At 60.4% G+C, this 14,722-nt stretch carries 14 protein-coding genes; 12 read left to right on the forward strand and 2 right to left on the reverse strand.

The genetic code is table 11. The annotated features are described in order from the left end of the window. Together ACZK4S_RS15325 and ACZK4S_RS15330 are read left to right on the forward strand one after the other, a co-directional pair. On the forward strand, positions 1–292 hold a 292-nt coding region (locus ACZK4S_RS15325), incomplete at its 5' end, for a transposase (RefSeq protein WP_463644517.1). Further along, positions 282–476: a hypothetical protein gene (locus tag ACZK4S_RS15330; protein ID WP_463644856.1), complete on the forward strand. Its 195-nt coding sequence runs from the start codon at positions 282–284 to the stop codon at positions 474–476. The genes ACZK4S_RS15325 and ACZK4S_RS15330, both read left to right, overlap by 11 nt. A gap of 147 nt (positions 477–623) precedes the next feature. Here ACZK4S_RS15330 and ACZK4S_RS15335 read toward each other — a convergent pair whose 3' ends face one another. Further along, a complete protein-coding gene (locus ACZK4S_RS15335; protein WP_463644845.1) occupies positions 624–1,442 on the reverse strand; it encodes an SGNH/GDSL hydrolase family protein in 819 nt (272 codons plus the stop codon). Positions 1,443–1,657: 215 nt separating this feature from the next. On the opposite strand from ACZK4S_RS15335, the gene ACZK4S_RS15340 reads away from it, so the two are divergent. The 9 genes from ACZK4S_RS15340 (at position 1,658) to ACZK4S_RS15380 (ending at position 12,661) form a co-directional block, all read left to right on the forward strand. Continuing rightward, entirely contained in the window at positions 1,658–3,022 is a 1,365-nt protein-coding gene (locus ACZK4S_RS15340) for a tyrosine-protein kinase domain-containing protein (RefSeq protein ID WP_463644846.1), read from the forward strand. A 162-nt stretch (positions 3,023–3,184) separates the two neighbouring features. Continuing rightward, on the forward strand, positions 3,185–4,231 hold the full coding sequence (locus ACZK4S_RS15345; protein ID WP_463644847.1) for a polysaccharide biosynthesis protein: 1,047 nt from the start codon (positions 3,185–3,187) through the stop codon (positions 4,229–4,231). Position 4,232: 1 nt separating this feature from the next. Next, a complete protein-coding gene (locus tag ACZK4S_RS15350) occupies positions 4,233–5,354 on the forward strand; it encodes a polysaccharide biosynthesis C-terminal domain-containing protein (protein WP_463644848.1) in 1,122 nt (373 codons plus the stop codon). A gap of 1 nt (position 5,355) precedes the next feature. Further along, positions 5,356–6,486: a non-hydrolyzing UDP-N-acetylglucosamine 2-epimerase gene (wecB, locus tag ACZK4S_RS15355; protein WP_463644849.1), complete on the forward strand. Its 1,131-nt coding sequence runs from the start codon at positions 5,356–5,358 to the stop codon at positions 6,484–6,486. A gap of 31 nt (positions 6,487–6,517) precedes the next feature. Next, positions 6,518–7,612, forward strand: a complete 1,095-nt coding sequence (locus tag ACZK4S_RS15360; RefSeq protein ID WP_463644850.1) for a glycosyltransferase — start codon at positions 6,518–6,520, stop codon at positions 7,610–7,612. Continuing rightward, complete coding sequence (locus tag ACZK4S_RS15365) at positions 7,605–8,750, forward strand: glycosyltransferase family 4 protein (protein ID WP_463644851.1); 1,146 nt, start codon at positions 7,605–7,607, stop codon at positions 8,748–8,750. The genes ACZK4S_RS15360 and ACZK4S_RS15365 overlap by 8 nt, the downstream gene beginning before the upstream one ends. Before the next feature lie 424 nt (positions 8,751–9,174). Further along, positions 9,175–10,167 carry an O-antigen ligase family protein gene (locus ACZK4S_RS15370; RefSeq protein ID WP_463644852.1) on the forward strand — a complete coding sequence of 331 codons (993 nt, stop codon included), beginning with the start codon at positions 9,175–9,177 and terminating at the stop codon, positions 10,165–10,167. Positions 10,168–10,179: 12 nt separating this feature from the next. Continuing rightward, on the forward strand, positions 10,180–11,322 hold the full coding sequence (locus tag ACZK4S_RS15375; RefSeq protein WP_463644854.1) for a glycosyltransferase family protein: 1,143 nt from the start codon (positions 10,180–10,182) through the stop codon (positions 11,320–11,322). A 118-nt stretch (positions 11,323–11,440) separates the two neighbouring features. Continuing rightward, entirely contained in the window at positions 11,441–12,661 is a 1,221-nt protein-coding gene (locus tag ACZK4S_RS15380) for a lipopolysaccharide biosynthesis protein (protein WP_463644855.1), read from the forward strand. Positions 12,662–12,819: 158 nt separating this feature from the next. On the opposite strand, the gene ACZK4S_RS15385 is transcribed toward ACZK4S_RS15380, so the two are convergent. Beyond that, complete coding sequence (locus tag ACZK4S_RS15385; RefSeq protein WP_463644857.1) at positions 12,820–13,302, reverse strand: ATP-binding protein; 483 nt, start codon at positions 13,300–13,302, stop codon at positions 12,820–12,822. Positions 13,303–13,542: 240 nt separating this feature from the next. Here ACZK4S_RS15385 and ACZK4S_RS15390 point away from each other — a divergent pair. After that, the coding region (locus ACZK4S_RS15390) for an ISL3 family transposase (RefSeq protein WP_463644858.1) at positions 13,543–14,722 on the forward strand (1,180 nt) is incomplete at its 3' end.

Genomic DNA, 14,722 nt, shown 5'->3' on the forward strand with positions numbered 1-14,722 from the left:
CCGGACCAGAGGCCGGGCCCTGATGACCAGCCTGATCGCCTCGGTCAGCCACGGCGTCCCCGCCGCGTTGACCGAGGTGATCACACTCGGCCGAACACTGAAGAAGCGAGCCGACGACGTGCTGGCCTACTTCGACCGGCCCGGCACCTCGAACGGTCCCACCGAGGCCCTCAACGGCCGCCTCGAACACCTCCGCGGATCAGCCCTCGGCTTCCGGAACCTCACCAACTACATCGCCAGATCACTGCTCGAGACCGGCGGATTCAGACCCCGACTACACCCTGGATTGTGATGAGCCGGTTTGGGCTTGGGGGAAGGGAGAGCAGGGACGTCTGGGCGACGAGGCCAACGCTGATGATCCCAAACCCCGGAAAATTCAAGGCCTCACGAACATCACTGACATCTTTCACACACGGGATGGTGATTCCGCGTGGTTCGCCTTGGTCGGAGAGGTGGGGGAATCACCCACAGGGTAGCCGACCGCCTCGTGCCCTGGACCGCCTGGCCACCGGCTTGTGCTGGTTGCTGTCCCTGCACTCCAGCCCGGAATCGCCGGCCATGCTGATGCTTGTGAGCTCCGGAGGGCTTGCGTGCTTAGTGCGGGGCCCAGGGGTACCGACGACCTAACTCAGCGCCTCCACGACAGCCGCAGCAATCGCGTCCTGCGCCTCAGCCGACAACGACGTGCCGTCGCCCAACCCAGGCTGGCCGGCACTCACGAACACCCCGTCGACGGCATCCAGCGCCGCGCTGATGCTGCGACCGTGCAGCGTCAGCCAGTACTCAGCCACATCCTCACCGGTGACCGGCGCGATGCCGACGATCTCGGCGTCCGGCAGCGCCTTCCTCAAGGCGGCGTAGTAAGCGTCGGCCCCGGGCGTGATGCTGTAGTCCCCGTCGGCGACCCCACCGAACGTCACCACCAGATCAGGCTGCGCGTCCACCACCAGGTCCACAGACTTCGCGAAGTTCGCGCACGGGGAGAAGTCGCACTCCCGGGGCGCCGTGATGTAGCCGCGACCGGGGGAGGAGAGGTTGACCACCTCACCCCAGCCCAGCGCCTCCGCGGCGGTGGTCACCCAGGTGTCGTCGCCGATGGAGTGGGAGTCGCCGATGACCACGACGGTGGGACCGCCGACGGCCGGCGACTCAGACGCACTCGGCGCCGGCGACGTCTCAACGACGGCTGGCGGCACACTCTCGCTCACGTCTGCGGTGGGCGACGGGGTCGCCGACTCCGAGATGACCACCGACGGCGACGGCGACTCAACCACCGGATCCGACGACGGGGTCACGGCAGCGGAGGACGTTGTGGCCGGAGCGGGCTCGGCCTCGATGGGCCGGTTCATCAGCAGTGCTGCGGCGGCCAGGGCGACGGCGAGCACGCCGAGCACGATCAAGCCGATGATGCTCAGCCTGCCGAAATCACGGGGAGTGCGCATGACCCTGTCTTCCTGTCATCGAAATTCACGGAACGTCTCAGAGGCTAGTGCAACGTTGCCGCTCACGGCGTGCACCCGGCCCCGAGTCTGCTACCTGGGGCACTTCGGGTTAGGGTAGACAAAGCGGTGACCCGTCGCCGCCCTAACATCCCCTGTGAACAACGGATAAGGCTCCGGATCGGTCTGGAGCGCCCTGGCTGGACAAGGAATCATTAATGGAGTTGCAGCAGTACCTGCAGATCGCTCGCCGATACTGGAGGAGCACGCTGGCAACCGTATTCCTGTGTGTCGCCCTGGCAGCCGGCTTCACCTTGCTGCAGAGCCCCACGTACACGGCCACCTCCTCGGTGTTCATCACGGTGGAGAGCGGCGGCACAGCCGGCGAACTGTCCCAAGGCGCGACGTACGCCGAACGCCAGGTGGGCTCATTCGTCTCCGTCGCCACCTCGGCCCTTGTGCTACAGCCGGTCATCGACGAACTCGGCCTCGATCTGTCGGTCAAGCAACTGGCCGCGAAGTTGGCGATCTCATCCCCGGCTGCGACGTCGATCATCAAGGTTGCCGCCGAGGACGGTACGCCTCAAGGGGCGGCAGAGTTGTCGAATGCGGTGGCGGCTAGCCTCCAGAGCTCGACCGAGGCACTCGCGCCGGCCGGCCCCGACGGCACCCGCCTCGTGAGCGCCACGGTGATCGACGCGGCGGTCGCGCCGGCTTCACCCTCTGCCCCCCGACCGGCGATGAACCTCGCGCTCGGCGCGCTCTTGGGCCTCCTGCTCGGCTTCGGGCAAGCAGTACTGCGCAGCGTCCTTGACACCCGGGTCCGCAGCGCGGAGGATCTGGCACAGATCACGGATGCCTCCGTCCTCGCGGAGATCGGCCACCACGAGAAGCCGGTTGCGGGCCGGGCGGCCGGGAACGACGGCGTCCAGTGGGCCAGCGCTGAGTCTTACCGCAAGCTCCGCACCAGCATCGGTTTCGTCGGCTTGGGCGGCGAGCGCCGCTCCTCCATGGTCATCACTTCGTCTGTGGAGGGGGAGGGCAAGACGGAAACAGCGACCAACCTTGCTCGAGTCCTGGCGCTGGCTGGCGAGCGAGTACTGCTGATTGATGCTGATCTACGACGCCCTCAGGTGGGCGAGCGCCTGCGCATCGACAGCCAACTCGGGCTCTCCGATGTCCTGACGGGGCGGGGTTCGCTGCAGGACCTCATCATCGATGTTGCACCCGGCTACCTGTCCGTGCTGCCTTCGGGGACGGTGCCTCCCAATCCATCAGAACTCTTGGGTTCGGAAGCAATGGGGCACCTTCTTGCGACCGTGGAGCGGCAGTACGACTACGTGCTCCTCGATGCACCGCCCCTCCTTCCGGTCACCGACGCCGTTGTCTTGGCGGCCGAGGCAGGCGGGGCTGTGGTGGTGTCACGCTCGGGTACGGTCCGACGCCAGCAACTCGCCGCGGCCCTGGACGTCCTGGACTCCGCGGACGCCACCCTGCTGGGCGTGGTCTTGAACGACGTGCCTGCTTCTCACTCAGACACGTATGGGTACTACTACACCGCTAAGAAGCCTGTGTCCGTCTGAGCTGTGCCGTCACAACGAGACCCCGATTGGAAAGCCCGCCGCGCTTGGGCTTATGGTGGTTCGGGCCCAAGTTCTTGGGGTGTCGTGCAGCCCGGTGGCCTGTCTACCTTCCTGAGAACATGCTAATAGGGGTCGCAAGCATCCACGAGGGGGACAAGTTAAGTGACAGCGGCAGCAACTAGCAACCAACGTCCAATCGCAGGCTCGGTCGTCGCGATCACGGGTGGCACCGGATCCTTCGGGTCGACGATGGCTCGTTCCCTTCTGGAACGCAACGTCGAACGGATTCACATCTTCAGCCGCGATGAAGCCAAACAAGACGACATGCGCCGTCGGCTCAACGATGAGCGAGTTCGGTTCTTCCTTGGAGACGTGCGCGACGAAAGCAGCATCGTTCCGGCGATGAGGGGAGTCGACTATGTCTTCCACGCCGCCGCGCTGAAGCAGGTTCCTTCGTGCGAGTTCTTCCCACAACAGGCCGTGTTGACCAACGTCAACGGCAGCCACAACGTTATCCGTGCCGCCGCGAACGCGGGGGTTCGTTCCTTGGTGTGCCTGAGCACGGACAAGGCGGTCTATCCGGTGAACGCCATGGGTATGTCCAAAGCGTTGATGGAGAAGACAGCCCAAGCGTTTGCTCGCAACTTCGCGGAGTCGGGCATGGCGGTGTCGGTCACGAGGTACGGCAACGTGATGTACTCCCGCGGATCTGTGATTCCGCTGTTCGTGCGCCAGTTGCAGGATGGCAAGCCACTGACCCTGACCGAGCCTTCCATGACTCGGTTCTTGATGTCACTCGGGGACTCCGTGGACCTTGTAGACCACGCCTTTACCAACGCTGCGCCGGGTGATCTGTTCATCAAGAAGGCACCCGCCTCTACCGTTGAGACCTTGGCCCGCGCAGTCGCCAGCCTGTTTGGGATCGATGATCCGGACATCCGGGTTATCGGTATTCGCCATGGCGAGAAGATGCACGAAACGCTCCTCAGCCGTGAGGAGATTGTGAAGGCGAGCGATGAGGGCGAGTACTTCCGTGTTCCTCTGGACGCCCGCACGCTTCAGTACGAGCTGTACTTCGACGAGGGCGAAACGGCCATCTCGCGGAGTGACGACTACACCTCGGCGAACACCTATCAACTCAACGTTGAAGAGACGAAGGAACTCCTCATGCGGCTGCCGGAGGTCCGACAGCTCGTAGGAGAGCGCTGAGATGTCAACGCACAATGATCAAGGCCGCGAGGCGGCCATCGCCATGACGGGCGGAGGCGGCTTCCTTGGCTGGCACACCAGGGCAGCCATTCACGCCAGCGGCAAGAAGTCCACTCCAGTCGCTGTGGGAGCTCAGTTCGATGTGGATACGGCCGCGGCCGCGCTTGATGGAGCGCCACGCCTCATCCACATCGCCGGCGTGAATCGCGCTTCTGACGATGAGGTTCGGGACGGCAACGTGACGTTTGCCAGCCAGATGGCTGAAGCTCTGGAGCGAGCAGAGAATCCTCCGCGTGTGGTGGTCTTCGCTAACTCCACCCAAGCGGGGAACGGCTCTGTGTACGGCTCATCCAAAGAGGCCGCAGCGGACATCCTGGCAGCTGTGGCTGGGGATCTCGGCCTCAAGTTCGTGGACGTAAAGCTGCCGAATCTCTTCGGTGAGCACGGGAGGCCGTTCTACAACGCCGTTACGTCTACCTTTTGTCACGTCTTGGCCGAAGGTGGCCGACCGGAGGTCGTGGACGACAAGGAACTCGCGTTGCTCCACGCGCAGAATGCCGCCGATCTCCTCACTGGGGAAGTGAGCACCAGCCACCAGTCCTCTCTAGAAGAGAACATCCTCGTTTCGGAACTCCTCGGCCACCTCACGCGCTTCTCGGAGGAGTATTCGTCCGGGTCGATCCCCGACGTCAGCGAGCCGTTCCAGCGCGATCTTTTCAATACCTACCGCTCATACGCGTTCACGGTCAGGCCTGCTATCGCGCTGAGGAAGAATTCCGATCCCAGGGGCTCCTTCTTCGAAATCATCCGCTGCCGCGGTGGCGAGAGCCAGTCCTCGTTCTCCACCACCGCCCCGGGCGTCAGCCGAGGTGACCATTACCACCGCAGGAAGATTGAGCGCTTCACAGTGCTGGCGGGCGAGGCCACCATCGCTGTCCGAAAGATCTTCACTAACGAGGTTCAAGAGTTCCGCGTAACGGGAGATCAGCCAATGTCGATCGACATGCCCACGCTGTGGCCTCACAAGATCACGAACACAGGCGACGACACGTTGTTCACCTCGTTCTGGGTGAACGAACTTTATGACGACGCTCACCCCGACACAGTGAAGGAGTTGGTTTGACATGGCAGGTCTCTTGAAGGTCATGACGGTGGTTGGCACACGCCCCGAGATCATTCGTATGTCAAGGATCATCGCGGCCTTTGAGGAACACACTGATCATGTCTTGGTGCACACGGGGCAGAACTATGACTACGAGTTGAACGAGATATTCTTCGAGGACCTTGGTCTCCGTCGCCCAGATCATTTTCTCGAAGCGGATACAAGCTCTCTTGGTGCTGTACTTGGAGACGTGCTTCGCGGCACTGAGCGAATCCTGTTGGAAGAGAAGCCTGATGCCATGGTCGTGCTCGGAGACACTAACTCGTGCATCTCTGCCCTGATGGCGCGCCGGCTGAAGGTTCCTGTGTACCATCTCGAGGCCGGCAACCGGTCCTTCGATTCGAACGTGCCGGAAGAGATAAACCGCCACCTGGTCGATCACGTGGCTGATTACAATCTCGTCTACACAGAACACTCGCGTCGGAACTTGATTGGCGAAGGGCTGCACCCCGCACGGGTGATCCATATGGGATCGCCGATGGGTGAAGTGCTAGAGCACTATCGTGACCGAATTGATGCCTCAGATGTGATCGACCGGCTCAATTTGGTCGAGGATGGCTATCTTGTGGCGTCTGTTCACCGTGAGGAGAATGTGGACAGTCCTGCACGCCTGGAGTCAGTTCTCCAAGCATTGGCGGCCGTTGCTGCGGATCAGGCCCTGCCGATGTTGGTTTCCACTCACCCCAGGACTCGAAAGCGCATTGAGGAATACGGGTTCGATGCGGGTGCTGATGTGCTCTTGCATAAGCCTTTGGGTTTCAGCGATTATGTCAAGCTCCAGAGGTCTGCCAGATGTGTGGTTTCGGACTCGGGGACGATTTCGGAAGAATCAACAATGCTGGGCTTCCCTGCGGTCACCCTGCGTGATGCAATCGAACGGCCGGAAGCGATAGATACGGGTGGAATCATCGTGACTGGCTTGACGCCTGAGGATGTTGTCGACGCTGTTCGCATCACTATTGCGCAACACGATAATGGGGGTAGGGCGCAAATCCCAAACGACTATCTCGTGAAGGATTCCTCACGGCGAGTCCTAAACACATTGCGTTCCACCGCCGCCACCCACCACGCAAGGTCCGGCGTTCGCGTCTAAGCGACGCTTTCAGTGGGTTTGTGGGCTGACTGTGAAGGTACTGGTAGTTGCGGTCGCGGCGGAATCGGGCGGCGCCTTGACGATTCTGCAGGATCTCGCGGCCTCTGCTGTGGAGCATCCACAAATAGATTGGGTCTTCTTCGTAAGCACCGCCGAGATCGTGCAAGCGTCAAACATTCGGGCCATAGCCTTCCCTTGGGTTAAGCGCACTTGGATGCATCGCCTGTGGTTCGACTATGCACGTCAGCCAACCCATGTGCGCCTAGCGCGGCCCGACGTCATTCTTTCGTTACAGAATGTCCCGTTGCCGCGTGTGGCGACTCGCCAAATCGTGTACCTGCATCAGGCACTGACCTTTTCGACCTTTCGTTTCAGCCTCAAGCTATCTCCGAAGATGTGGCTGTATCAGAAGGTCACTAAATGCCGCATACTGCGGGGTATGAAAAGGCATGCGGATTATGTAGTTCAGACTGATTGGATGAGAGAGCGCGTTGCGCAATGTAGGGATCCAGGCCTGGGAGAGGTTGTCGTTGTCCGGCCCAAGGTCGATTTTTCAAATGGACACAGTATTCAGAGCGTTGGTAAGCGGCTTCGCAGGGAGTTCATCTATCCTGCTGCTCCAGTCTCGTATAAGAACCACCGCGTCATTGCCGACGCCATCTTGCGTCTCGAGCATCAAGGGGAAGCGAACTTTTCGGTAGCAGTGACAATGAGTGAAGCGGAGTGGATGGGACTGGGCCTCCGGCCATCGGAATGTGTGAAATTCCTTGGAAGAGTCTCTAGGACAGAAATATTGCGGGCACTCTCTCAATCTAGCCTGCTCTTTCCCTCTCTCGTTGAGACGGTGGGGTTGCCACTTCTAGAAGCGATGGCTGCAGGCTCACCCGTCGTCGCAGCGGACTTGCCGTACGCACGTGAGCAATTGAGGGGATATCAGGACGTTTCCTACTTCTCTGCAACGGATCCCATTGAGTTAGCGTCCGCGATGCGAAAATCTTGGAGTCTAGATCGATCGGTGGATGCTTCACCCTCAGAGACTGGTTGGACTCGTGCGCCCGATGGCTCTTGGGCCGAATTGGCACAATTCCTCGAAAGTAAGCGGGTTGAGGTTGACCGAGATGAATGAAACGGCTTCAAGTAGAAGGCTTCGTGTCCTTTTCCTCACCAATGTCCCTGCCCCCTACAGGGTTGAGTTCTTCAACGGTCTCGCAGACTATTGCGACCTCACTGTGCTATACGAACGGACGCACGCGACGGATCGTTCGGCTGAATGGACTGGGCCGCCGGAGAGGGACTATGAGGAGGTCTTCCTGTCTGGCATTAAGACACGGGCTGATGCCGCCTTATGTCCTGGCGTGATTAGTTTTCTGATGGACCCCACCTTCGACGTTATTGTTGTAGGCGGCTACAGCACCCCAACCGGCATGCTCAGCATCGGACTCTTGAAACTCCTACGCAGGAGGTACCTTCTCAACGTTGACGGTGGCGCAGTGAAGTCTGAAGGCCGTGTGCGCCGGTCTATTAAGAGCCTTCTCATATCCGGAGCGTCAGGCTACCTTAGCCCTGGTAAGCAGGCCACTGAGTACCTGGAACACTATGGTGCGGATGCCGACAGCGTGCATTTTTATCCTTTCGGTTCGGTGAAACGATCGGATCTCGCCTCCGTCCCTCCAGGGGGAGAGGAACGCCGCAAGTTGCGCATGGAGCTAGGCATCAATGAAGAGTCGTGCCTCCTAGCCGTTGGTCAGTTCATCCCCCGTAAGGGGTTCGATGTCCTGATCTCTGCCGCATCTTCCATGGGTTCCGAAGTCGGAGTGTATATCGTGGGAGGAGCGCCACCGCCGGAATATATAGCGCTCTGCACAAGGCTAGGCGCTCGGAACATCCATTTTCTTCCGTTCCAAAGCGCCGAATCGCTACGTGCCTACTACCGGGCCGCCGATGTATTCGTTCTTCCCACGCGGTTCGACGTTTGGGGGCTGGTCGTCAACGAGGCGCTCTCTCAAGGCATTCCGACCGTTACGACCACTTCCTGCGGAGCTGGGCTTGAGTTAATTCGTGATGGAGAGAATGGGTATCTTGTGCCGCCCGACGCCGATATAGATTTGGCGGCTGCCGTCCGCGCGGTTCTCTCGCTATCCCCCAGCGAGAGGGCTTCGATGCAGACCGCCGCGCTGGTGGTTGCGGCATCAGTGACTGTTGAGGAAATGGTACGTGCGCACATGCGGATCCTTGATGAGTTCGCCCGTGGCGGGTCGTCATGACCAAATTTCAATGTCTGATGCCGGATTCCTGCCGATCATCACTGGTCTCCGGCGAGGGGAGTGCGCATCCGCTGTGCGCGTTTCGATCATTGGGGTCTGCGTTCTCATCGGCTGAGGCTATGCAGCCAGGGCCACGTGCAAGCACAGCTCTCGGTTGGCGCTGATGAGATTGTCGCAGCACTCATTTCCGGCCCGGGGCACATCGGGTGATGTCCTTGGGCGGGTGCGAGTCTTCGCCTTGGGCCTGACGGTTTCTATGCTTCTGGCGGTTTCATTTGATGTTGGACTCCTGCAAGCCGCTTCGCAGCCTGGCCGGTATGTGGGCGCGGCCCTATTGCTTCTCTCATCTTGGGGATCTCGGAAGTTTCGCGCTCCACTTGCTGAGTCACCTCTGGCAGTCCGCTGGCTGGTCCACTCATTGTGGATGCTCGTCGTGGCTTCCTTGCTTGGCGTTGTAGTTTCTATCGCCCCTAGCGTGGCACTCGCTCAGTTGGCATCTTTTGCATTGCTTGTCGCGATCATCCACCTGCAATGCGTCGGCCCTTGGCGCGATAGCGGGCGAATCCAAGCGGACTTTAGATTGATCTTCTGGGTAATGACGGTAACAGTCTTAGGAAGCCTCGCCGTGGGCGACTTCGCAGGGGGACGCTTGACAGGCCTCTTCCAGAATGCCAATGCTCTAGGGCTCACAGCGGCTTTCGCACTCGCGCTTGGTGCGGGGTTGATCTCACTAGAGCGCCGTTGGGTCATCATCCCTGTGCTAGGTCTGGTAGCTAGCGCCATGATCATGACGCAGTCGAGGACGGCAGTGTTGGCTGTGGGACTGGCGCTGATCCTTCTAGCGATGAAGATCGCGCGCGGACGCATCAGTCCCGCGGCGGTTCTGCTGGGGGTCACCCTGGCGACCGTAGTGACGGTAACGATGCTCCTCGGAGGCGGTGTCCCGCTTCCCGAAGTCGTCAATCGACTGGATTCGGTACCTGGAGAGGGGAGTTTCCTCAGTTCTCGAGAAGAGGGTTGGGCACTCGCGGTGCGACTTTGGCTTGAGCGCCCGGTTCTAGGATTGGGATTCCGCACGGGAGAGATTGCTTTCAGCGCGCCCGCGTCCGTCAATGAGTTCGGTTTGGAATTGGCACACAATAGCTATCTCCAGCTACTGATGGAGGTCGGCATCATCGGTATGATCCCCTTTGGGATCGTCCTTGGAGCGGTGGGCTATTCAGTGTCCAAACTACATCCGGGGAGCATCGGAAGCGGGATCTCGGCGCTGGTTGTGACCGGATTGGCTGTTGCCGTGACTGAGTCCTATCTATTTGGCTTGGGACAGGCGTCGAGTTGGGTGTTCTGGCTAGGAGCGGGCGGTGCGGCGAGCCTGACCGGTAGATCGTCTGCGGAATTAAAGGTATCAGGACTATGAGGGGCTCGCTGTATGAGTTATCACATCATCATCATCTCTCGGACTCTAGTCTCGTTGGATCCTAATCGAGCCACCAACGCGAGTGAGCTCTATGAACTGCAGCTGGCCGACTCGCTTGGTGCGCTGATGCCTGTGCGAATCCTGAGCCTAACTGCACCTCGCGAGGATGTAGTAGAGGGACAGGTCACCCTGAGCGGCCTGAACGGGAGAGCCGGTGAGGGCACAACACTTCTTTGCCTGTTGCCGCGCTTGCTGAAGGCCCCACCTGGAGGACTGATCTTAGCATTTGGATACAGTCCGATTCTGATGCTGATCCTCGGCGTAGCGAGACTACGTGGAGACTTGCGTGTGTTCACCATAATATTCGATACCCACAAGGGTGCGTTCAGTGCAAAGCACCCCTTCAAGCGATTAATTGGTGGGATGTATTTCCAGACTGGACTCCGCATGCTCAGGCTTGCGTCTGGCGTGTTTGTAGTGTCTAGCAGGGCGAAGCGGATGATTTCACGATGGAATCCTCACGTCGCGGTGACGAAGATTGGAGCCTCGGCGGCGAATGTCCCTACTCCTACTCGACCCGCAGCGTCTGGCGACGTTGTCCTCTCTTATTGCGGTGCGCTGGAGGACTATAATTGCATTACGGATATTGTTGATGCTTGTAACCTCCTAAACGCATCTGATCCCGCTCGTCAGTACAGGCTTCGCATTTGTGGGAGTGGCAGTCTGCGTTGTTTCGTCGAGGGTGTGGCTTCAGATAGTGAATTGATAGAGTATTTTGGAGTGGTCTCCAACGAGCATTCTAGAGCCGTTACGTCGGCGTCCCATGTTGCTTTGAACGTCAGAAGCCTTGACCATGTGGTGTCTCAGTTTGCGTTCCCGTCCAAATTGATAGAACTTCTTCTCTCCGGCACGCCTGTCGTGACGACTGCAGTCATGGATGAATCGACCTTGAGCAGGTTTGCACGTGTGATTCATGGAAACGATGCACTGTCCATCGCTGACGGAATTCGCGGAGTCGTGAGTGACTACCCGCGCCACGTCCTGAAGTCTGAGGCCGCGCCGGGATATGTTCGAACGCACTTTGATCGTGACACGATCGCCCGAGAGATGACTGATTTCATGACAAGACGCAAAGATAGAACAAGCCGTGGCTGAGCAAAATCGACGCCTCGCTGGGCTGAGGCGTTTCACCCGTAGCAGCGTGGCGCGGTTCGGGATTGCCTCAATCCTCCCACGCGGACTCGGAATTCTCGGTGTTTTGCTCATAACGCCCATGGCGATCAATGCGTTCGGCATTATTGAGTTTGGCTACTGGGCTCTTGCGACGTCTGTAACGGCGTTGGTGGTCTCCCCGGATCTGGGGCTTGGCAACAGCATTGTCAACGAGTTTGCAGCTCTTCGAATCCAGAGGAAGCCGCTGGAAGCGCACAGTGAAAGGGTTAGGGGGCTCGTCGTCCTCTTAGGCGCGGTTGCCTTGGGATGGCTGGTACTGGCGACTCTGGTCTCGACGGGCTACGCATTCCTCGTGGTTGATCCGGAGTACTCGAGGCCCACCCTAATTGCTATGTTTGTAGGGCTTATCTCGTTCCTGAGTGCCATTCCCATGGCTGTTGCCCAAAAGATCCAACTCGCTTACGAGGTTGCAGATCGGTCAGCTCACTGGGAGGGCGTTGGCAAACTATTTGGATTGTTGCTCTCGCTAGTCGTCATTTTCGTTTCGGACAACATCTATCTTTTGATTGTCGCGTACATGCTGCCCGTTTCGGTGGCTGCTTGGGTCAATGGGCTGCTCTTCATGCGCGCGCAGGGGCTTAGTTTGCGTGGACGAACCTCGCTTCGCAGCGTTGTCAAAGCGAATCGTGGGACCCTCAAACTCGGGAAATGGTTTGTTGTCATTCAGATTGCCTATCTGTTCCTCTCTTCCTCTGACCTCTATATAGTCAATGCTGTGATGGGTCCGGGGGCTGTCTCTGACGTGAGTGTCACGAGGCGTCCTTTTGATGTCCTTCCGGTCGCCGTGTCGATGTATGCTGTAGCGTTATGGCCGGTCTTCAGCCGAATGATCCTTGCAGGGCTTATCGAGCCTCTACGTAGGCGCTTTGCGGCCGTGGTCGTGAGTTCCGGGCTGTTGGCGGCGGTCGGTGGGGTGGCAATCGTGACGAGTGCGTCTTGGCTATACCCCCTGCTGAGTGCAGGTTCCATTGCGCCCGACACCGTGAGCTTGGTGTCAGTGAGTGTCCTGTACTCTGCGACTACTGTCGTCCTCGTCTTAACCAGTTTTCTCAATGCCGCAGGTGTAGTACGGGCTCAGGCTTTTGTGTTCATTGTCGGTGCAGTGGCCTCCTTTGGTCTCAAGATCGCGGGTCTTAACGCGGGTGGAGTGTTAGGCTTCTTCATTGCGTCGGCATCGGCGTATATTGTTTTCGTCGCTTTGCCGCTTGTGTGGCTTTGCGCATTGACCATTCGGCGACTTCTGAATGAAATGTCTAGCTAGGGGTCGACTGCTATGACGCCCGGCCTGCTTGAGTATTCGGTGGTGTGAGCGCCACTCGTTATTGCGCTTGAGCGCCACTGGTTATTGCTGTTGAGCGCCAGCGGCTGGCGTCGGTGAGCGCCAGCCGGGTCCCGGGTTCGGCGCTCACCGAGCCTGGGTCAGCGCGTTGTGGTGGCGGCGTGTTCGCGCATGTTCATTTCACCGGTGGTGATCCAGATCGTGTTGTGAACGATCCGGTCCATGATCGCGTCGGCGTGAACACCGGAGCCGAGTCGTTGGTGCCAGTCCTTCTTGGCGTACTGGGTGCAGAACACGGTCGATGTTGCGTCGTAGCGGCGTTCGAGCAGTTCGAGCAGCATGGAGCGGACCTCGTCGTCTGGGTGGTCGAGGAGCCATTCATCGATGACCAGCAGCGTGAAGGCCGCGAATTTCCGGAGCCATTTCTCGCGGCCGCCGGGCTTGTCCTTCGCCGCGGCCCAGGATTCTTCGAGGTCGGGCATGCGAATGTAGTGCGCCCGGTAGCGGTGCAGGCAGGCCTGTTTCGCCAGCGCGGACCCGAGGTAGCTCTTGCCGGAGCCGGTGAAGCCTTGGAACACGACGTTTTGTGGCTCTTCGTACCTAAGCGTGGGGTGAGCGTGGATCCGACGGCTGGCGTGTCGGCGGGGTGATGGGCGTCGAGGCCCTCAAGAATCGGGGTTACCACACCACCTGATCTTCAAGGACCTCGACGATGCCCGATTCTACTTCCTGCTGCCGTGCCGGCGGCGGCTACTGTCAGCGCTGCGACCTTCTGTTGGGCCTGCCTGGGCTCCACGTGGTCGGCGTCCAGCGCGACGACGCGGGGCTGCGTGGTCGAGGTCGAGTCACGGACGCCGGAGGTGATGGGCTGCCCCGCCTGCGGCGTGATCGCGCATGCGCATGGCCGGCAGAGGGTTGAGTTGATCGACGCGCCGTGCTTCACGGCGCCGGTGAAGCTGTGGTGGCGGAAACGTCGCTGGCTGTGTCCCGAACCGATGTGCCCGGTGAACTCGTTCATGGAGCAAGACCCCGATGTGGCGCGACCCAGAGCGCTGCTCACCAGTCGCGCGACGTCGTGGGCGATCGGGCAGATGCGACGGGAGAACGCCTCCGTTCAGGGGATGGCCCGGCAGCTCGGCTGCACCTGGAGGACCCTGTGGCGAGCGGTCAAGCCGATCCTTGAAGCCGCCGCCGCCGACGAGGCCCGCTTCGCCGGGGTCACCTCGCTGGGCGTCGACGAACACATCTGGCACCACGTCTCCACCAAGCCCGTCGACCAGGGCGGACGCGGCCCGAAGGAGTTCACCGGCATGGTCGATCTCACCCGCGACAAGGACGGACACATCCGAGCCCGGCTGCTGGATCTGGTCCCGGGCCGCTCCGGTGAGGCCTACAAGACCTGGCTGCGTGACCGCGGCGACACGTTCCGCAAAGGCGTCGAGATCGCCACCCTGGACCCGTTCCACGGCTACAAGAACGCCATCAACGACCAGTTGGAGGACGCCGTCGCGGTGCTCGACGCGTTCCACGTCGTCAAGCTCGCCACGGCCGCGGTCGATGAGGTCCGCCGCCGGGTCCAGCAGGACATCCACGGCCACCGCGGACGCAGAGACGATCCGCTGTATCGGATCCGCAACCTGCTGCGCGCCGGGAAGGAACACCTCACCGACCGGCAGAAGACCCGCCTGGAGACCGCGTTCACAGCCGACGACCGACACGTCGAAGTCGAGGTCGCCTGGCACTGCGCCCAACAGCTCCGCTCGGTCTACCACCAGCCCAGTCACGCCGACGGCCGCAGGGTCGCGGACAAGATCCTCGCCACGTTCCCCTCATGTCCGATCCCGGAGATCGCCCGCCTCGGCCGGACGCTGAACCAGTGGCGCGACGCGTTCCTGGGCTACTTCACCACCGGCGGCGCCAACAACGGCGGAACCGAATCCATCAACGGGTTGATCGAACTCGCACGCCGCGTCGCCCGAGGGTTCCGCGACCCCGACAACTACCGCCTCAGAATGCTCCTCATCGGCGGCGGTCTACGACTAT

Source organism: Tessaracoccus zhenghani (assembly GCF_055326325.1).